This is a genomic window from Pseudomonas putida (genome assembly GCF_016406145.1).
GTDB classification, from domain to species: Bacteria; Pseudomonadota; Gammaproteobacteria; order Pseudomonadales; family Pseudomonadaceae; genus Aquipseudomonas; species Aquipseudomonas putida_E.
Genome location: NZ_CP066306.1, coordinates 482,010 through 500,074, shown reverse-complemented (window position 1 = coordinate 500,074; position 18,065 = coordinate 482,010). Strand labels below are relative to the sequence as shown.

Below are 18,065 nucleotides of genomic sequence, written 5' to 3'. Positions count from 1 at the left end.
AGGGAGAAACCGCCCATGGAGGTTGGGCTTGAGCATAAGGTAATGAGTGAAATTAGAATCTTCACCCTAAGAGGAGCTGCAAGCTTCAAGCCTAAAGCTGTCGGCAGTGTCGGCGCGATCACGCTTTTTCTTGCAGCTTGCAGCCTGGAGCTTTCAGACCAGAGCCTTGTCCAGCGCCCGCTCGATCTCACTCTTGATGGTGCCGCTCATCATCGACAGCATCATGCCCAGCTTCAATTCGACCCGGATGCTGTCCTCGCCAATGTGCACGCTGCCGTTGGCGCCGCTGCGGGCGACGTCCACACGGTCACCGTTCCAGGTGGCCTTGAGGTCGTACTCTTGGCTCAGTTTGTCCACCAGCGCTTGGGCCTTGGCACGGGCGGCCTCGCGACCGAGGGTGTGTTTGCGTTCGACGCTGATCTGGGTCATACGGGTGTTCCTGGATATGAAGACATAATCGGCATTATGCCCGCCCCTGCCGCACGGTACACCCTGCCAAGACAAATGCGCCCGTTCGCCCTAGAATGGCGATAATTTTTTCCGGTGAAGCGATATGAACGACCAGCGCAAAGGCGAACACGCCGAACCCACCACCCATTTCGGTTACCAGGATGTGCCCGAGAGCCAGAAGGCGAAGAAAGTCGCCGAAGTGTTTCACTCGGTGGCTGCCAAGTACGACCTGATGAACGATGTACTTTCCGGCGGCATGCACCGCCTATGGAAGCGCTTCACCATCGAGCTGTCAGGTGTGCGTAGCGGCAATCGGGTGCTGGACATCGCCGGCGGCACGGGTGATCTGGCAGCCAAGTTTTCGCGCCTGGTCGGCCCTACCGGCCAAGTGGTGCTCGCCGACATCAACGACTCGATGCTCAAGGTCGGCCGCGACCGCCTGCTCGACCGCGGTGTTGCCGGCAACATCGAGTTTGTCCAGGCCGATGCCGAGAAACTGCCATTCCCGGACAACCACTTCGACTGCGTTACCATCGCCTTCGGCCTGCGCAACGTCACCCACAAGGACGAAGCCATCCGCTCGATGCTGCGCGTGCTCAAGCCGGGCGGGCGTCTGTTGATCCTGGAGTTCTCCAAACCGACCAACAAGCTGATGTCCAAGGCCTACGACGCCTACTCGTTCGCCTTCATGCCGCTGGCTGGCAAGCTGATCACCAATGACTCCGAGAGCTACCGTTACCTCGCCGAGTCGATTCGCATGCACCCCGACCAGGAAACCCTAAAGGCCATGATGGTTGATGCCGGCTTCGACCGGGTCACCTACCACAACATGACCAGCGGCATTGTCGCCGTGCACCGGGGAATCAAGCCCTGATGCTGCTGGCAGGGCTGCTCGCCAGCGTCGAACATGGCCTGAACCGCATCCTGCGCATGGACAGCACGGCATTGCCGCGGCTGGGCGCGCTGGAAGGCAAGGTCATCGAAATCGATTGTCGCCAGCCGGCCCTGCAAGTGTTCATCCTGCCCGATGAAGAGGGCCTGATGCTTGCCGCCCACTGGCAAGGCGAGGTCGACTGCAGCCTGCGCGCGCCAGCCGGTAGCCTGCTGCAACTTGCCGTGGCCAAGGACAAGACGGCCGTGCTGCATAGCCCTCAGGTCGAGCTGCATGGCGACAGTGCGGTGCTGCTCGACCTGTTCGGCATACTGCAGGACCTGGAACTGGACTGGGAGCACGAACTGCAACGCTGGCTCGGCCCGGTCGCCACCTCGCTGCTCGCCGGCCACGTGCGCCTGCGTGCACGCTGGACCCGCCAAGGCCTGGCACGGTTCAGCCAGAACCTGTCCGAGTACCTGGCCGAAGAGTCGCGCACCCTGGTAGGCAAGCGCGAAGCCGAAGCCGCCTTCAGCGAACTAGACGCCCTGAAGGTCGATACAGAACGCCTCGAGGCGCGCCTGCAGCGCCTCTTCCGATCCCTTGATACCAGCGATAACGCATGAAGCTGCTCGCCGTCCGTCGTCTCTTTCGCATCCAGCGCGTGGTGATCCGCTACCGCCTCGATGACCTGCTCTTCGACCTGCCGCTGCCGTGGTGGCTGCGCAGCTTGCGCCTGCTGATGCCGTGGCGCTGGTTACCTCGCACACCCTCCGAACTCAGCCGGGGTGCCCGCCTGCGCCTGGCGCTACAGGACCTGGGGCCGATCTTCATCAAATTCGGCCAGTTGCTGTCCACCCGTCGCGACCTGCTGCCCACCGACATCGCCGACGAGCTGATGCTGCTGCAGGACCGCGTCCCCCCGTTCGACCCGAAACAGGCCGTGGCGCTGATCGAAAGCCAGCTTGGCGCCAAAGTGGGTGAAGTGTTCAGCCGCTTCGACGTCGAGCCACTGGCCTCGGCCTCGGTGGCCCAGGTGCATGCCGCGCGCCTGAAGACCGGCGAGGAAGTGGTGGTCAAGGTCGTGCGCCCGGGCCTCAAACCGGTGATCGCCCAGGACCTTGCCTGGCTGTTCCTGATCGCAAAAGGCGCCGAGCGGGCTTCGGCCGATGCCCGTCGCCTGCACCCGGTGGAAATCGTCGGCGACTACGAAAAAACCATCTACGACGAGCTCGACCTGCTCCGCGAAGCGGCCAACGCCAGCCAGCTGCGACGCAACTTCGAAGGCTCGGAGCTGATGTACGTGCCCCAGGTCTACTGGGACCTGTGCCGCCCCAAGGTGCTGGTAATGGAGCGCATCTACGGCGTGCCGGTGACCGACATGGCCACCTTGGCCGACCAGCGCACCGACATGAAACTGCTGGCCGAACGCGGTGTGGAGGTGTTTTTCACTCAGGTGTTCCGCCACAGTTTCTTCCATGCCGACATGCACCCCGGCAATATCTTCGTCAGCACAGTCAAGCCGTGGAGCCCTCAGTACATCGCCATCGACTGCGGCATCGTCGGCAGCCTCACCGCCGAAGACCAGGACTACCTGGCGCGCAACCTGATCGCCTTCTTCAAGCGCGACTATCGCCGAGTCGCCGAGCTGCACATCGACTCGGGGTGGGTACCGGCGCACACCAAGGTGAATGAATTCGAAGCGGCCATCCGTACCGTGTGCGAACCGATCTTCGAAAAACCGCTCAAGGACATTTCCTTCGGCCAAGTGCTGATGCGCCTGTTCCAGACAGCTCGGCGCTTCAACATGGAAGTCCAGCCGCAGTTGGTGCTGCTGCAGAAAACTCTGCTCAACATCGAGGGCCTGGGCCGCCAGCTGTACCCTGACCTTGACCTGTGGAGCACCGCCAAACCGTTCCTGGAACGCTGGATGCGCGAGCGCTACAGCCCCAAGGCCATGTTCGGCAACCTGTACAGCCAGGCCGAACAGCTGCCGCACCTGGCCGGCATGACCCGCGACCTGCTCGAACGTCTTTCCCAGCCGCACCTGCACGACCCACAGCTGCCAGAGCGGCGCCGCCAAGGCGACCGCTGGGCGCTGCGCCTGCTCGGTGCAGGCCTGCTGGGTGGCGGTGCGGTGCTCGCCGCAAGCGCCGCCGAGGCCGCCAGCCTGGCCGCCCCGGCTGCATGGCCGGCGTGGCTGATGCTGGCCGCAGGCCTGTACCTGATCGTGCGCCAATAGCCAGCCGCGCTGCTGGCTGGCACACTAGCGCAAAGGGCCCGGTACAGGAGCGGGCCCGGTTTTGGAGTCGACGATGAAAGAGTGGCTGGACGAGATCAAGTGGAACAGCGACGGCCTGGTACCGGCGATCGCCCAGGACCACAAGACCGGACGCGTGCTGATGATGGCCTGGATGAACCGCGAATCGCTGGCCCTCACTGCCGCCGAGCAACGCGCCATCTACTGGTCGCGCTCACGTGGCAAGCTGTGGCGCAAGGGCGAAGAATCGGGGCATGTGCAGAAGCTGCACGAAATGCGCCTGGACTGTGATGCCGACGTGATCATCCTGATGGTCGAGCAACTGGGCCATATCGCCTGCCATACCGGCCGTGAAAGCTGCTTCTACCGCGTCTTCGAAGACGGCCAGTGGAAAACCGTCGATCCGGTGTTGAAAGACCCGGATGCCATCTACAACGCAGGACACTGACATGAGCGACACCCTCAACCGTCTGGCCGAAGTGCTCGAAGAACGCAAACAAGCGGCCCCCGACAGCTCCTACGTGGCCAGCCTGTACCACAAGGGCCTGAACAAGATCCTCGAAAAGCTGGGCGAAGAGTCCGTCGAGACCATCATTGCTGCCAAGGACGCCGCGGTCAGCAAGGATTACAGTGATGTCATCTATGAAACCGCCGACCTGTGGTTTCATAGCCTGGTCATGCTCAGTGCACTGGGCCAGCATCCACAAGCCGTGCTCGATGAACTGGAGCGCCGCTTCGGCCTTTCCGGGCACGATGAAAAGGCCGCTCGCGAGCCCTCGGCCTGACCAAATTGCATTCTAGGAGAGCACCATGGGTATTTTTGACTGGAAACACTGGATCGTCCTGCTGGTCGTCGTCGTCCTGGTGTTCGGCACCAAGAAGCTGAAGAACTTCGGCAGTGACCTTGGCGAATCGATCAAGGGCTTCCGCAAAGCCATGAACGAAGAAGAAAGCAAACCCGCCGAGCAGACCCCACCGCCTGCCCAGCCGGTACCGCCCGTACAGAACACAGCACAACAGCCACAGGGCCACACCATCGAGGGCCAGGCCCAGCCGGTCCAAGAGCCGCAGCGGAAAGACTGAACCATGTTCGGCATGAGTTTCAGCGAGTTACTGCTCGTCGGCCTGGTCGCGCTGCTGGTGCTCGGCCCTGAGCGTCTGCCCGGTGCCGCGCGCACTGCAGGGCTGTGGATCGGCCGGCTCAAGCGCAGCTTCAATTCCATCAAGATGGAAGTCGAGCGCGAAATCGGTGCCGATGACATCCGCCGCCAATTGCATAACGAGCACATCCTGCAAATGGAACAGGAAGCCAAGCGCATCCTCAACCCGCTGACGCCGCCTGCCCCGACACCCGCTGCAGTGGCCACCGAGCAGCCCGCTGCCACGCCGACATCGGTAGCGCCGGCCCCTGCAGCTGAGCAGCCCGAACAGCCTCAACCGCCGCGAGCCCCATGAGCGAAAAACCGCAAGACGACCAGCCCATGCCGCTGGTCTCGCACCTGACCGAACTGCGCACCCGCCTGCTGCGCTGCGTGGCCGCCATCTTCCTTATTTTTGCCGGGCTGTTCTCCTTCGCCCAGCAGATCTACACCTTGGTCTCGGCCCCACTGCGCGAGCACTTGCCGGCAAACGCCACGATGATTGCCACCGACGTGGCCTCGCCGTTCCTCACGCCGTTCAAGCTGACCATGATCGTTTCGCTGTTCCTGGCGATCCCGTTCATCCTGCAGCAGATCTGGGGTTTTATCGCGCCTGGCCTGTATCGCCACGAAAAGCGCATCGCCATTCCGTTGCTGGTGTCGAGCATCTTCCTGTTCTATGCCGGCATGGCCTTCGCCTACTTCCTGGTGTTCCCGCTGATCTTCGGCTTCTTCGCCAGCGCCACGCCGGAAGGTGTGTCGATGATGACCGACATTTCCAGTTATCTGGACTTCGTCATGACATTGTTCTTCGCCTTCGGTGTTGCCTTCGAGATCCCGGTAGCGGTGGTGCTGCTGGTGTGGATCGGCGTAGTCGACGTGCAATACCTGAAGAAAATCCGTCCCTACGTGATCATCGGCTGCTTCGTGGTCGGCATGATCCTGACCCCGCCCGACATCTTCTCGCAGACCTTGCTCGCCGTGCCCATGTGGCTGCTGTTCGAGATCGGCGTGCTGTGTGGCAGCCTGATCCGCAAGCGCAGCCACGCCGAAGATGACACGGCAAACGACCCCAACGACCAGCCACCAGCGACCCAGCCGTGAATCTGTTGCTTCTTGAAGAGGCCGACTTCGTGTCGGCCGACCGCGTCGTCCTTGCCGATCGGCGCTTCACCCATATGCAGGAGATTCACCGCGTGGTGGTGGGCGACAGCCTGCGCGTGGGCCGCATCAATGGCCTGATGGGCACCGCCACCGTGGTACGCCTGGCACAGCACGAAGCCGAGCTTGAAGTCGGCTTCGACCAGCCTCCGCCGGCCAAGCTGCCGCTGACCCTCGTGCTTGCCGTGCCGCGGCCGAAAATGCTGCGCCGGCTGTTCCAGACCGTCGCCACGCTGGGCGTACAGCGGTTGATCCTGGTCAACAGCTACAAGGTCGAGAAAAGCTTCTGGCAGACGCCGTTCCTCAACCCCGAGTGCATCCGCGACAACCTGATACTGGGCCTGGAACAGGCTCGCGACACGGTGCTGCCCGAGGTGGTCATCGAAAAGCGCTTCAAACCGTTCGTCGAAGACCGCCTGCCCGCCATCGTCGACGGCACCCTGGGCCTGGTTGGCCACCCCGGCCCCTACCCCGCGTGCCCGCGCGCCGTCGAAGGCCCGGTAACACTGGCCATTGGCCCCGAGGGTGGCTGGATCCCCTACGAAGTCGAACTGCTGGGCAAAGCAGGGCTCGCGCCAGTTCAGTTGGGTGACCGCATCCTGCGTGTGGAAACCGCCGTAACAGCCTTGCTCTCAAGGATTTTCTGACAGGCGGGTCAGGTTTTTCCCATCAAGTTTCCCCGGCGCAGGCCGATGCCTAGGCAACACAACAATAATCTGTGCTGCCAAGTTTACCGGGGAGTCGAACATGTTCCGATGGGTTACCGAAACGCTGGGAAATGTGAGCGTCAATCGCAAACTGGGGCTGGGCTTTGGCCTGGTACTGCTACTGACCCTGGCCATCACCTTCACAGGCTGGCAAGGTATGGACAGCATCATCGACCGTGGTGACAAGCTGGGCAATATTTCGGTCATCAGTCAGGGCACCCAGGAACTGCGCATCGCGCGCCAGCATTACCAGCGCGATCGCAACGAAGCGGCGATCGGCGAACTGGAAAAAGCCCTCGCTGGCCTCGACCGCCAGATCAGCATCATGCTCGGCCAGATCGAGCAACCCGTCGATCATCAGCGCCTGCAGCAACAGCAGGAGGCCGTGCGCAAATATCAGCAAGCTTTCGCTGACCTCAAGCAGGCCGGGCAACGACGCGAAGCCAGCCGAAGCGTACTGGGTGACAGTGCCGACAAGGCAGCCGAGCTTACCAGCAGGGTCCAGGAGCGCCTGCTGCAAGCCGGCGATATCACGCCCTACCAGAGCACGGTAGAGGTAAGTGCCTTGATACAGCAAGCACGCTTCCAGGTGCGCGGCTACACCTACAGTGGTGATGCGAACTACCAGCAGACTGCGCTCAACGCCATCGACCAGGCCATGACCAACCTCAAGGCGCTACCGGCCAAGCTGCCCGCCGAATATGCCGCCAGCCTCGATGACTCGATGTCGGCCCTCGCCGCTTACCGCGATGCGGTCAACCAGTTCGGTAGCGCGCAATCGGCCAGCGATCAGGCCCTGCAAGTGATGACTGATCAAGGCACCGTGCTGATGGATAACAGCCAGAAGATGACGGTTTCACAGACAGAAGTCCGCGATGCAGGCTCGCGCAAGGCGAAGGCCCTGCTTGCCTCAGCCACGGCACTGGCGTTGGTGCTGGGCCTGCTCGCGGCCTGGGCCATCACTCGGCAGATCATCGTCCCGCTGCGCCAGACACTGGCCGCCGCCGAGCGCGTGGCCAACGGCGACCTGCGCCAGGACCTTGTGACAACCCGCCGCGACGAGTTGGGGCAGTTGCAAGCCAGCATGCAGCGCATGACCCAGGGCCTGCGCGAACTGATCGGTGGTATCGGTGACGGTGTCACGCAGATCGCCAGCGCCGCCGAAGAGCTTTCGGCGGTAACCGAACAGACCAGCGCCGGGGTCAACAATCAAAAGGTCGAAACCGACCAGGTTGCTACCGCCATGAACGAAATGGCTGCCACCGTGCATGAAGTGGCACGTAACGCTGAGCAAGCCTCTGAAGCGGCGCTCATGGCCGACCAACAGGCGCGTGAAGGTGATCGGGTTGTCAGCGAAGCCGTGGCACAAATCGAGCGCCTTGCCGGTGAAGTGGTCAACTCCAGCGAGGCGATGAACCAGCTCAAGGCCGAAAGCGACAAGATCGGCAGCGTGCTGGATGTGATCAAGTCGGTGGCCCAGCAGACCAACCTGCTGGCTCTCAATGCCGCTATCGAAGCGGCGCGGGCCGGTGAGGCCGGCCGTGGCTTCGCCGTAGTCGCCGACGAAGTGCGCAGCCTGGCGCAGCGTACCCAACAGTCCACCGAAGAGATCGAAGAGCTGATCGCCGGTTTGCAAAGCGGAACGCAGCGGGTGGCCAGCGTGATGGACGCCAGCCGCCAGCTCACCGACAGCAGCGTCGAGCTGACCCGCCGCGCGGGCACTTCACTGGAGACCATCACCCGAACCGTGTCGTCGATCCAGGCGATGAACCAGCAGATTGCCACGGCCGCCGAACAGCAGAGTGCTACCGCCGAGGAGATCAATCGCAGCGTGATCAATGTGCGGGATATCTCCGACCAGACTTCAGCGGCGAGTGAGGAGACGGCCAGCTCCAGTGTCGAGCTTGCGCGGCTGGGCACGCACCTGCAGGACCTGGTAAGGCGCTTCAGGCTGTAATCCCGTACTGGCCCCATCGCCGGCGAGCCAGCGGTGGGGCCAGTGTGGATTCCCACACGCGCTGCTGAAATTTCCTACCCAATTCTCAGGTCAAGTCCTACAAGCCTTCCGCCGATGGGCAGGGGTGTCATGCCAGCAAAACGCCGGCATGGCTCCCCTACTCAACTGGATGGAGACTTGCCATGTTCGGCTACCTCAACCGCAGGATTGGCAACATCAGCGTCGGCGCCAAGCTCGCTCTGGGTTTTGCCGTGGTACTGCTGCTCACCGTGGCCACTGCCGCCAGCGGCTGGCGCGCCCTGGACGATGCCATTACGCGCTCGGAGCAGCTCAGCGAAATTGGCCGGATCAATGATCTGGTCAAGGACCTGCGCGCCGAGCGCATCACCTACAGGGTGCTGGCCGATGATGCCAGCAAAGCGCAGATCACCCGCATCCTGCAACAACTCGACGCCATGCTGACCACGCTGCAGCAACGCAGCAGTGTCGATGAGTCGCGCCAGATGCTGGGCCAGAAGCTGCAACTGCTGCAGCGCCTGCACGAAAATTTCGCCACCTTGCAGCGCACCGTTGAAAGCCGACGTGGATTGCGCGAGGCCATGCAGGCGCAGGAGCAAAAGCTCAACGGCGTCATCGACGAACTGGAAACCCAGGCCCTGCTGAAGATGCCCGCCGACAGCCAGCAAAGCGGCCTGCTGGGCCTGATGGACAGCCTCACCCGGCATGTGGACGGCGCCAACCAGCAAAGCCTGGTGCCGGCGTACACCTTTGTGCCGCTGGAGGACTTCGCCAAGGTTGGCCAGGCAGCGCTGGACGCTGCCGACAAAAGCCTGGGGCAGCTGATCCAGGCCCTTGCCCCCTTGGGCCTTTCGCGTGCAGTGATGGAGCAACCCGGCGTGGAACTGGGGAAATACCGCGCCAGCCTCGAGCAGTACCGACGCGCCGCCCTGAGTGTCGAGCAGTTGCAGAACGACATGGAGCAGATGGGCAACGAACTGCGTGCTGTGAGCCTGGAGTTGAGTAAAAGGAAGGTCGAGCAGCGCGACAGCGAAGCACTGGCCGCCCGCTCGCTGTTGACCAGCGTTGCGGTGCTGGCCTTGCTGGTGGGCGTAGCGGCCGGCTGGCTGATCACCTTGCAGATCACCCAGCCGCTACGCCAGACCCTGGCGGTAGCAGCACGCATCGCCCGGGGTGACCTGAGCCAGGTGGAGCCTGTGGATCGTCGTGACGAAATGGGCCAGTTGCAGGCCAGCATGCAGGAAATGACCCTGAGCCTGCGCGAGCTGATCGGCGGTATCGATCAAGGCGTCGGCCATCTGTCACAGGCCGCCACGCAACTGGCAGCCAGCAGCGAGGACACCAAGCTGCGCATCAGCCAGCAACGCGACGAAACCGATCAGGTCGCCACTGCCATGAACCAGATGAGCGCCACGGTCCAGGAAGTAGCGCAGAACGCCGAACAAGCTTCATTGGCGGCAACCAACGCCGACCAGCAGGCCCAGCAGGGCGATCAGGTGGTGACCGAGGCCATAGGCCGTATCGAGCAACTGGCCAGGCAAATGGACGATTGCCTGGCGGCAATGCAGCATTTGGCGGGCGAAAGCCAGCGAATCGGCAGCATTCTCGATGTGATCAAATCGGTCTCCGAGCAAACCAACCTGTTGGCGTTAAACGCCGCCATCGAAGCCGCCAGAGCTGGTGAGGCCGGGCGTGGCTTTGCCGTGGTGGCTGACGAAGTTCGCGGCTTGGCCCAACGCACGCAGCAGTCCACGGAGGAGATCGAGCAATTGATCGAAAGCTTGCACAGCGGCACCGACGAGGTGACCAGCCTGCTCGACAACAGCAAACGCCTGACCGAGCAAAGTGTCGAGCTGAGCCGCAAGGCCGGGGATGCCTTGAGCCAGATCACCGATACGGTGTCGAGCATCCAGGGCATGAACCAGCAGATTGCCACGGCGAGCGAGGAACAGAGTGTGGTGGCCGAACAGATAAACCGCAGTGTAATCAGCGTGCGCGATGCGTCGGACCAGACCAGTGCGGCCAGTGAACAAACGGCAGCTTCAAGCGGCGAGCTGGAGCACCTGGGGCAGCAGCTGCGAGGGATGGTCGGGCGTTTCAGCCTCTGAAAGCTTCAAGCTTCAAGCTTCAAGCTTCAAGCTTCAAGCTTCAAGCCACAAGCTAAAGCCGAACGCCATGGACCGTCCATCACCGCTCGGCTTGTAGCTTGTAGCTTGCTGCTGCTTTCAGAGCACCTGGCGCAGGAACGCTTGCGCCCGTGGATCCTTCGGCGAGGCAAAGAACGCCGCAGGCGCCGAATCTTCCAGCAACTTGCCGTGATCGAAGAACAGCACGCGGTCGGCCACTTCGCGGGCAAAGCCCATTTCATGGGTCACGCAGACCATGGTCATGCCTTCCTGGGCCAAGGTCTTCATCACGTCCAATACTTCACCGACCATTTCCGGGTCGAGCGCCGAGGTCGGCTCGTCGAACAGCATCACCTTAGGCTCCATTGCCAGCGCACGGGCAATCGCCACCCGTTGTTGCTGACCACCGGAAAGCCGCGACGGGTACTCATTGGCCTTCTCCGAGATACCTACCTTTTCCAGCAACGCCCGCGCCTTGGCCTCACGCTCGGCCTTACCACGCTTGCGCACGACCTTTTGCGCCAGGCACAGGTTCTCCAGCACCGTCATGTGCGGGAACAGGTTGAAATGCTGGAACACCATGCCGACTTCGCGGCGGTAGGCATTGATGTCGGTTTTCGGGTCTTCCAACCGCAGCCCGTTGATGGCCACATGGCCCTCGTCGAAATGCTCCAGGCCGTTGAGGCAGCGCAGGAACGTAGACTTGCCGGACCCCGACGGGCCAAGCACCACGACCACTTCACCCTTGGCTACCTGGGTGGTGACGTTGTCCACCGCACGCACTACCTGGCCTCGGGTGTCGAACACTTTCAAAAGGTCACGGACTTCAATCACTTTGCGCAAGCCTCCGCTCGAGCCGGCTGGCCAAATGCGACAGCGGCAGGTTGATCAGCAGGTACAGGCCTGCCACGCAGAACCAGATCTCGAATGTCGAGAACGACGTGGTGATGGCCTCACGGCCGCTCTTGGTCAGTTCGGTGATGGCGATCACCGAGACCAGCGAGGTGTCCTTGACCAGGCTGATGAACTGCCCGGCCAGCGGAGGCAGTACGCGCTTGAAGGCCTGCGGCAGGATCACGTGGCGCATCGACTGGCTGGCGTTAAGGCCGAGCGAGCGGGCTGCCTCATTCTGCCCCTTGGCGATCGACTGCACGCCGGCACGCACGATCTCGGCCACGTAAGCACCGGTGAACAGCGCCAGCGCCGCCACCCCGGCGAACTCACGGGACAGGTTGAGCACGGTACCGATGAAGAAGTAGAAGATGAAAATCTGCACCAGCAGCGGAGTGCCGCGCACCAGTTCGACATAGACGGTTGAAAGGTCGCGCAGGGTCGGGTTGTTCGACAACCGGCACAACCCGGCAAACAGGCCGATCACCAGGCCCAACGCGCCGGACACCACCGAGATCCACAAGGTGGTCCACAGGCCCCAGGCCAGTGGGCCAGCAGCCCAGTGACGGGTGACGCCGACCTGATCACCTTCGGCCACATCGTCACCGCGGCTCAGTTGCAGGCTGTCCTTGGCCACATCGAGCACCTGCTCACCGCCGTTCTCATCCTTGAGCGTAACGCGGGCGTTATCGCCAGAGACGACGATGTCCTGCACCGTGCCGTAATCGCTGGCACGCTGCACGTCCTCGGCCTTGTAGGCAAAGTATTGTGGTACGCGGTTCCAGCGCCACTCGTAGGAAATCATCGAGGTAGCCAGGTACAGGCTGATCGCCAGGCCCACCAGAACCAGCGCCGTCAGCGCATGCCAGGGCCATTGGGCTTTCTTGTGTTTGATCACGGGGTTACTCCAGAAAGCGGCAAGCCGCAAGCTACAAGCTGCAAGGAAAACCAGACCGCGTATGGGCCCACCTCCCTTAGCAGCTTGCAGCTTGCGGCTTGAAGCTACTTCTTATTCCATTTCCTTCAGCCAGTCCTTGTTCTTGAACCACTTGTCGTGGATACGATCGTAGGTCCCGTCGTGCTTGATCTGGTGCAGGAAGTTGTTGATGAAGTTGATGCTGTCGTAATCGCCCTTCTTCAAGCCGAAAGCCAGCGGCTCGTAGGTGAAGGGTTCTTCGAGGAACAGCAGCTTGCCGGCACCGGCCTTATCGACCGCCACCACGTTGTACGGCGCATCGTAAACAAAGGCATCAGCCTTGCCGTTGACCACGTCCATCACCGCTTCCTGCTCGTTGTCGTAGCCGTGGTAAGTGGCCTTGGCGATCAGCTTTTTGGCGACCATTTCGCCGGTGGTACCGAGCTTGGAGGTGATGCGGTACTTCTCGTTGTTCAGGTCTTTGTACGACTTGATCTCGCCCGCCAGATCTTTGCGGATCAGCAGGGTCTGGCCAACCACGATGAAGGGTTCGCTGAAATTCAGGCGCAGGTTGCGTTCCTGGGTTAGGGTCATGCCGCTGCCGATCATGTCGAACTTGTCGGTCAGCAGTGCCGGGATGATGCCGTCATAGGCGGTGGAGACGGTCTCCAGCTTGACGCCCATGGATTTGGCCATGGCTTTGAGGATATCGACTTCGAAGCCGATGATCTCGCCGCGCTTGTTGGTCATCTGGAACGGCATGTAGGTCGGGTCCATGCCCACCCGCAAAGTACCGCGTTTGACCGCGTCGTCGATGGCACCGGCCTGGGCCGAGGCCACCGCGACCAGCGCCGTGACGCCGACCAGCAGTCGCGAAAGGTATTTCTTCATCATCACCAAGTCCCCTAGCAAGAAAAGTAGCGAATCTTATTGTTGGCACGGCCGTACCGGCCGGCGTGGCTTATCGGAGAGGGATGCTAACGCATGGCGGCCCTGGGACCTAGAGCCGGGGGGGACTTTGTTGGCCAAAATCCGAGGGGATGAGAAAGATTGGAAAACCCTGTCGCCGGCAAGCCGGCGAAAGGGCCGCATAGCGGCCCCAGAGTCGGTCAGGCGCCAACCAGGCTAGGTTGTGCCTCGTTCGCCGGGTGCAACGGCAACAACGGCGAATGTGGGTCGTTGTTGATCGATGCACGCCACACGTCGATCCAGGCGGCATTGTGCTCGGCCCATACCTGCGCATGCAGGCGCGCCAAGGCGACCGGGTCGCTCAGCAAGGCAAGGCGAGTACCCAGGTCCAGCCCCTTGGGCCCGACCTCGATCGCTTTGGCAAGGCGCTCGGCGCGCATCGCCTCGATCGGTGCTGCCTGGCCATGACGGGCAGTGGCCATGGCACAGGCCAGGGCGTTCTGCCGAGGGTCAACCACAGCGCGGACAAAGCCGTCGTGCAGGGCGTGCCAGCGGTTCTCGTGGGTGTACTGGTCGGTGGCGAGCAGCTCCTGGGGTGTTGCGTACTCCTCAGGGATCAGGAACAGCTTCTCGTCCTTGGCTGCCAAGCCCAGGCGTGTACGGCTGGATATCACCGAAACCGGGATCGACAGCACCAGCGAACCAACGATCGGCGCCAGCCACCACAGGAAGCTCGGGTTCAGCCACGCCACCAGCGCCGCCCAGGCAATACCCAACAGGGTTTGCGGGCCATGGCGACGTACCGCCTCGCTCCACGGGGTGGAGTCGTCGTCGCGCTGCGGCGAGTTCCAGGTCGCAGCCCAGCCGAGGAATGCGGCCAGCACGAACCGGGTGTGGAAGATCATCCGCACTGGCGCCAGCAGCATGGAGAACAGCATCTCCATCAGCATCGACAGGGTGACCTTGATCCGCCCGCCAAACTCGACCGCGCCCTTGGCCCAGATCAGGATGATACTGAGCAGCTTGGGCAGGAACAGCAGCACGATGGTGGTGGAGAACAGCGCCACAGCCTTCTCCGGGTGCCACTGCGGCCACAGCGGGTAGAGCTGGTACGGCTCGATGAAGTATTGCGGCTCCATCAGCGTGTTGGTTGCCAGCAGCGCGGTCGACAGCACCAGGAAGAAGAACCACAGCGGCGCCGACAGGTAAGACATCACGCCCGTGAGGAACACCGCACGGTGCACCGGGTGCATGCCCTTGACCAGGAACAGGCGGAAGTTCATCAGGTTGCCGTGGCACCAGCGGCGGTCGCGCTTGAGCTCGTCGAGCAGGTTCGGCGGCAGCTCTTCATAGCTGCCCGGCAGGTCATAGGCAATCCACACGCCCCAGCCGGCACGGCGCATCAGCGCCGCTTCGACGAAGTCGTGGGAAAGGATCGCGCCAGCGAAGGCGCCCTTGCCCGGCAACGGCGCCAAGGCGCAGTGCTCGATGAAAGGCTTCATGCGGATGATCGCGTTGTGCCCCCAGTAGTGCGACTCGCCCAGTTGCCAGAAGTGCAGGCCGGCGGTGAACAGCGGGCCGTACACGCGGGTGGCGAACTGCTGCATGCGTGCATACAGCGTGTCCATACCCGACGCTTTGGGCGCAGTCTGGATGATGCCTGCGTCCGGGTTGGCCTCCATCAGGCGTACCAGGCTGCTCAGGCACTCGCCACTCATGACGCTGTCGGCGTCGAGCACGACCATGTACTTGTATTCGCCACCCCAGCGACGGCAGAAGTCGTCGAGGTTGCCGCTCTTGCGCTTCACGCGACGGCGGCGGCGGCGGTAGAAGATGCGGCCGAAGCCTTTGGTCTCACGGCACACGTCCAGCCAGGCCTGTTGCTCGGCCACGGCAATGTCAGTGTCGTTGGTATCGCTGAGCACGAAGAAATCGAAACGGTCGAGGTTGCCGCTGGCTGCGACCGACTCGAATGTCGCCCGCAGCCCTGCGAACACGCGCGGCACGTCTTCGTTGCAAATAGGCATCACCAGCGCGGTACGTGCTTCAGGGGCGATCGGCTCGCTACCGGCACTGCTGCCGGAGATACGGTATTTGTCACGGCCGGTGAGCAGCTCGAGGAAGCCCATCAGCGCGGTCCAGAAACCCGCCGACACCCAGCAGAAAAGGATGCCGAAGAGTATCAGGATGGACGTCTGCAACGCATACGGCCATACCTGCACCACGGTGTCCCATAGCGGCTGATTGACCACTTCGTCGAGGTCGACGAACGACCAGCCCTGGTAAGGCAGGATACCTTTCATGTACCAGCCGGCGACGAGCGTCTGGCCGATCATGAGGGTCAGCAGGATATAGCGGCGGATCGAGCCGACCGTGCGCCAGCGCGCCGGAGGCAGCTCGCGCTTGGGCGGCTGCGGCGCGTTGGTACGGCCGGTCATGCGCCGCCACATGCGGATCAGCACATTGGTGCGCCATGGCTCGGGCACGACCCGGGTACGCTTGATCGGCGGTGCGATCTTCAGGCAAAGCCGGCCGCTGCCGTCGACGCCGAGCATCTCGGCATCTTCCAGTTCGGCCGCGCTACCTACAGTCAGGCGCGGGCCCACCGAGGCCTGCACGGCCTCGGTGGTGGTGGCGGTCGCATTGCCCGCCAGACGTTGGTGCAACTCACTGAACGAGGTGCAACTGGCGAGTTCCGCGCGCTGCTCATCGCTCAGTGGGAGGTGGGCCAGGTACTCGCCAAGCGATTCCGGCCTTGCGCTTGAGTTACTCATCGGCAGGCAACTGATAGCTCCAGGTCTCGGTCAGCACTTTTTCGGTGGTGGCCGGGGTCCCGTTGGTGGATGCCGCATCGGCGGCAGGTTGTTCGGCATTGGCAGATTGCTCGGCCTTGGCGGCTTTTTCAGCCTTGCCATGCTTGGCAGCGGTCTTGTCGTGCTTGGCTTCTTCGGCAGGCTTGGCCGCTTCGACCGGCACGTCGCGAACAAGTGCGGCACGCATCTCGGTAGCCTTGTTGGCCTCCTTGATCTTCATCCGCAGGGTCAGGCGCCAGCCCTTGGTCTCTGGGTTATAGCGCAGATTGTTCTCGACCACCTCTGCGTTGTCGCCGACGCTGATCTGGCTGCGTACTGCGGCGTCTTCCGGCAGGGCGGCCAAGGCCGGGCCGGCGAAGTCGACCAGGAACGCTACGCTACCGTCTGGTTGACGGATCAGGTTGGACTGCTTGACGTCACCGGTGGAACGCATGGTCTGGGTAACCGAACCCAGCTCCTGGGCCTGGAAACGCGACTCGTCGATGGTCCAGTGCATGCGGTAGTCGTACTCGAACGGTTTGCCCGGCTCCGGCAGGGTTTCCGGGCTCCAGAAGGCAACGATATTGTCGTTGGTTTCGTCGGCAGTCGGGATCTCGACCAGATCGACGGTGCCTTTGCCCCAGTCGCCCTTAGGCTCGATCCAGGCGCTCGGACGCTTCTGGTAGTTGTCGTCGAGGTCTTCGTAATCCTTGAAATCGCGATGACGCTGCATCAGGCCGAAACCGCGCGGGTTCTCGACGCTGAAGTTGCTCACCGACAGGTGTTTGGGGTTGTTCAGCGGGCGCCACAGCCACTCGCCGTTACCGGCGTGTATCGACAGGCCTTCGGAGTCATGCAGGGCCGGGCGATAGTTCATGACCTTGGAGGGCTGGTTAGGGCCGAACAGGTACATGCTGGTAAGCGGCGCGATGCCCAGACGGCTGACGTGATCACGCAGGAACACGCGGGACTGCACATCGACCACGGTATCGTTGCCGGGGCGCAGTATCAGCTTGTAGGCACCGGTTGAGCGCGGCGAATCCAGCAAGGCGTAGATCACCAGGTGCTTGTCGGCCGGCTTGGGTTTCTCGACCCAGAATTCGGTGAACCGCGGGAACTCTTCGCCCGACGGCAGCGCAGTGTCGATGGCCAGGCCACGGGCCGACAGGCCGTACACATGCCCTTTGCCGACCACACGGAAATAACTGGCCCCAAGCAGGGTCATGATTTCATCCTGCTTGTCGGCCTTGTTGATCGGGTAAAGCACGCGGAAACCGGCGTAGCCCAGGTTTTTGGTGGTTTCCGGATCGTGGGGCACGTCGCCGAACTCGAAACGGCTCGGGTCGTACTTGATTTCCTCGACGGTGGTGGCGGTGACTTCGTTGATTTTCACCGGCGTGTCGAAGTGCATGCCCTGGTGGTAGAAGGACAGCTTGAACGGCGTCTTGTCCTTGGCCCACTCGGCCTTTTCCTGCAGGAAGCGAATCTTCTGGTAGTCGGCGAACTTCATGTCGCGGAAGACTGCCGGCAGATTGCTTTTCGGTGCTTCGTACTTCTGGCCGGCGAGATCCTTTGCCTTGGCTGCAACATCGTCAAGATTGAATGCCCACAGCTGGCCCGCGCTCATCAGGCCGACCAGTGCGGCACTGGCCATCAGGGCCTTGCGCAGCCGATTGCCGGGGATTCTAGATGCTTTATGGGGACTAACAATCACGAGCAACCCTCGCCGAAAACAGATCATGAAACCAACGGCCAGCGACAAATGCCGGGTTGGCGAGCACTGTTCGGACCCCGTGAGGGCGTAATGATTCCCCAAACGGTTCCAGACAATGCTCGAGTCAGAGTAAAACGAACCTGCGAACGCAGGC

At 62.3% G+C, this 18,065-nt stretch carries 17 protein-coding genes and 2 pseudogenes; 13 read left to right on the top strand and 6 right to left on the bottom strand.

Translation table 11 applies throughout. The features are described 5' to 3' along the window. Positions 1 to 153: 153 nt before the first annotated feature. Positions 154 to 429, bottom strand: a complete 276-nt coding sequence (locus JET17_RS02275; RefSeq protein ID WP_012312397.1) for a polyhydroxyalkanoic acid system family protein — start codon at positions 427 to 429, stop codon at positions 154 to 156. 124 nt (positions 430 to 553) lie between these two features. On the opposite strand from JET17_RS02275, the gene ubiE reads away from it, so the two are divergent. From ubiE to JET17_RS27655, 13 genes and pseudogenes are all read left to right on the top strand, one after another. Then, positions 554 to 1,324, top strand: coding sequence for a bifunctional demethylmenaquinone methyltransferase/2-methoxy-6-polyprenyl-1,4-benzoquinol methylase UbiE (gene ubiE / locus JET17_RS02270; protein WP_012312396.1), 771 nt, complete (start codon positions 554 to 556; stop codon positions 1,322 to 1,324). Next, positions 1,324 to 1,947 carry a ubiquinone biosynthesis accessory factor UbiJ gene (locus JET17_RS02265; RefSeq protein WP_012312395.1) on the top strand — a complete coding sequence of 208 codons (624 nt, stop codon included), beginning with the start codon at positions 1,324 to 1,326 and terminating at the stop codon, positions 1,945 to 1,947. The genes ubiE and JET17_RS02265 overlap by 1 nt, the downstream gene beginning before the upstream one ends. After that, a complete protein-coding gene (gene ubiB, locus JET17_RS02260) occupies positions 1,944 to 3,563 on the top strand; it encodes a ubiquinone biosynthesis regulatory protein kinase UbiB (protein WP_012312394.1) in 1,620 nt (539 codons plus the stop codon). The genes JET17_RS02265 and ubiB overlap by 4 nt, the downstream gene beginning before the upstream one ends. A 73-nt stretch (positions 3,564 to 3,636) precedes the next feature. Then, positions 3,637 to 4,029 carry a phosphoribosyl-AMP cyclohydrolase gene (hisI, locus tag JET17_RS02255; protein WP_012312393.1) on the top strand — a complete coding sequence of 131 codons (393 nt, stop codon included), beginning with the start codon at positions 3,637 to 3,639 and terminating at the stop codon, positions 4,027 to 4,029. Between the two features lies 1 nt (position 4,030). Next, the gene (locus JET17_RS02250; RefSeq protein WP_012312392.1) at positions 4,031 to 4,366 is read left to right on the top strand and encodes a phosphoribosyl-ATP diphosphatase; all 336 of its coding nucleotides are present in this window, start codon (positions 4,031 to 4,033) and stop codon (positions 4,364 to 4,366) included. Between the two features lie 25 nt (positions 4,367 to 4,391). Next, positions 4,392 to 4,664 carry a twin-arginine translocase TatA/TatE family subunit gene (locus JET17_RS02245; protein WP_012312391.1) on the top strand — a complete coding sequence of 91 codons (273 nt, stop codon included), beginning with the start codon at positions 4,392 to 4,394 and terminating at the stop codon, positions 4,662 to 4,664. Between the two features lie 3 nt (positions 4,665 to 4,667). After that, the gene (tatB, locus tag JET17_RS02240) at positions 4,668 to 5,036 is read left to right on the top strand and encodes a Sec-independent protein translocase protein TatB (protein WP_012312390.1); all 369 of its coding nucleotides are present in this window, start codon (positions 4,668 to 4,670) and stop codon (positions 5,034 to 5,036) included. Further along, complete coding sequence (tatC, locus tag JET17_RS02235) at positions 5,033 to 5,824, top strand: twin-arginine translocase subunit TatC (protein ID WP_012312389.1); 792 nt, start codon at positions 5,033 to 5,035, stop codon at positions 5,822 to 5,824. The genes tatB and tatC overlap by 4 nt, the downstream gene beginning before the upstream one ends. Next, on the top strand, positions 5,821 to 6,528 hold the full coding sequence (locus tag JET17_RS02230; protein ID WP_012312388.1) for a 16S rRNA (uracil(1498)-N(3))-methyltransferase: 708 nt from the start codon (positions 5,821 to 5,823) through the stop codon (positions 6,526 to 6,528). Before tatC ends, JET17_RS02230 begins: the two co-directional genes overlap by 4 nt. 100 nt (positions 6,529 to 6,628) lie before the next feature. Continuing rightward, positions 6,629 to 7,690: pseudogene (locus JET17_RS27670) on the top strand (methyl-accepting chemotaxis protein); the annotation flags it as partial. After that, positions 7,673 to 8,545 (top strand): methyl-accepting chemotaxis protein, encoded by an 873-nt coding sequence (locus tag JET17_RS27665; protein WP_420094566.1) that lies wholly within the window; start codon positions 7,673 to 7,675, stop codon positions 8,543 to 8,545. The pseudogene JET17_RS27670 and the gene JET17_RS27665, both read left to right, overlap by 18 nt. Before the next feature lie 182 nt (positions 8,546 to 8,727). Further along, positions 8,728 to 9,972: pseudogene (locus tag JET17_RS27660) on the top strand (methyl-accepting chemotaxis protein); the annotation flags it as partial. After that, complete coding sequence (locus JET17_RS27655) at positions 9,958 to 10,671, top strand: methyl-accepting chemotaxis protein (RefSeq protein ID WP_420094565.1); 714 nt, start codon at positions 9,958 to 9,960, stop codon at positions 10,669 to 10,671. The pseudogene JET17_RS27660 and the gene JET17_RS27655, both read left to right, overlap by 15 nt. A gap of 117 nt (positions 10,672 to 10,788) precedes the next feature. Here the strand turns inward: JET17_RS27655 and JET17_RS02215 are convergent, their stop codons facing one another. From JET17_RS02215 to JET17_RS02195, 5 genes are all read right to left on the bottom strand, one after another. Next, complete coding sequence (locus tag JET17_RS02215) at positions 10,789 to 11,523, bottom strand: amino acid ABC transporter ATP-binding protein (protein WP_012312385.1); 735 nt, start codon at positions 11,521 to 11,523, stop codon at positions 10,789 to 10,791. Then, positions 11,516 to 12,478, bottom strand: a complete 963-nt coding sequence (locus tag JET17_RS02210; protein WP_012312384.1) for an amino acid ABC transporter permease — start codon at positions 12,476 to 12,478, stop codon at positions 11,516 to 11,518. Before JET17_RS02210 ends, JET17_RS02215 begins: the two co-directional genes overlap by 8 nt. Before the next feature lie 111 nt (positions 12,479 to 12,589). Next, complete coding sequence (locus tag JET17_RS02205; RefSeq protein WP_039603680.1) at positions 12,590 to 13,387, bottom strand: transporter substrate-binding domain-containing protein; 798 nt, start codon at positions 13,385 to 13,387, stop codon at positions 12,590 to 12,592. Positions 13,388 to 13,605: 218 nt separating this feature from the next. Next, positions 13,606 to 16,179 carry a glucans biosynthesis glucosyltransferase MdoH gene (mdoH, locus tag JET17_RS02200; protein WP_012312382.1) on the bottom strand — a complete coding sequence of 858 codons (2,574 nt, stop codon included), beginning with the start codon at positions 16,177 to 16,179 and terminating at the stop codon, positions 13,606 to 13,608. After that, on the bottom strand, positions 16,172 to 17,851 hold the full coding sequence (locus tag JET17_RS02195; RefSeq protein WP_042111094.1) for a glucan biosynthesis protein G: 1,680 nt from the start codon (positions 17,849 to 17,851) through the stop codon (positions 16,172 to 16,174). The genes mdoH and JET17_RS02195 overlap by 8 nt, the downstream gene beginning before the upstream one ends. Between the last annotated feature and the right edge of the window lie 214 nt (positions 17,852 to 18,065).

What these genes read in the sequence shown, in the direction of transcription:
- ubiE (WP_012312396.1), top strand. Translation starts at nt 554, where the DNA reads ATGAACGACCAGCGCAAAGGCGAACACGCCGAACCCACCACCCATTTC.
- tatC (WP_012312389.1), top strand. Translation starts at nt 5,033, where the DNA reads ATGAGCGAAAAACCGCAAGACGACCAGCCCATGCCGCTGGTCTCGCAC.
- ubiB (WP_012312394.1), top strand. Translation starts at nt 1,944, where the DNA reads ATGAAGCTGCTCGCCGTCCGTCGTCTCTTTCGCATCCAGCGCGTGGTG.
- JET17_RS02275 (WP_012312397.1), bottom strand. Translation starts at nt 429, where the DNA reads ATGACCCAGATCAGCGTCGAACGCAAACACACCCTCGGTCGCGAGGCC.
- JET17_RS02250 (WP_012312392.1), top strand. Translation starts at nt 4,031, where the DNA reads ATGAGCGACACCCTCAACCGTCTGGCCGAAGTGCTCGAAGAACGCAAA.
- JET17_RS02265 (WP_012312395.1), top strand. Translation starts at nt 1,324, where the DNA reads ATGCTGCTGGCAGGGCTGCTCGCCAGCGTCGAACATGGCCTGAACCGC.
- JET17_RS27655 (WP_420094565.1), top strand. Translation starts at nt 9,958, where the DNA reads ATGAACCAGATGAGCGCCACGGTCCAGGAAGTAGCGCAGAACGCCGAA.
- tatB (WP_012312390.1), top strand. Translation starts at nt 4,668, where the DNA reads ATGTTCGGCATGAGTTTCAGCGAGTTACTGCTCGTCGGCCTGGTCGCG.
- JET17_RS27665 (WP_420094566.1), top strand. Translation starts at nt 7,673, where the DNA reads ATGCAGCGCATGACCCAGGGCCTGCGCGAACTGATCGGTGGTATCGGT.
- hisI (WP_012312393.1), top strand. Translation starts at nt 3,637, where the DNA reads ATGAAAGAGTGGCTGGACGAGATCAAGTGGAACAGCGACGGCCTGGTA.
- JET17_RS02205 (WP_039603680.1), bottom strand. Translation starts at nt 13,387, where the DNA reads ATGAAGAAATACCTTTCGCGACTGCTGGTCGGCGTCACGGCGCTGGTC.
- mdoH (WP_012312382.1), bottom strand. Translation starts at nt 16,179, where the DNA reads ATGAGTAACTCAAGCGCAAGGCCGGAATCGCTTGGCGAGTACCTGGCC.
- JET17_RS02245 (WP_012312391.1), top strand. Translation starts at nt 4,392, where the DNA reads ATGGGTATTTTTGACTGGAAACACTGGATCGTCCTGCTGGTCGTCGTC.
- JET17_RS02195 (WP_042111094.1), bottom strand. Translation starts at nt 17,851, where the DNA reads ATGGCCAGTGCCGCACTGGTCGGCCTGATGAGCGCGGGCCAGCTGTGG.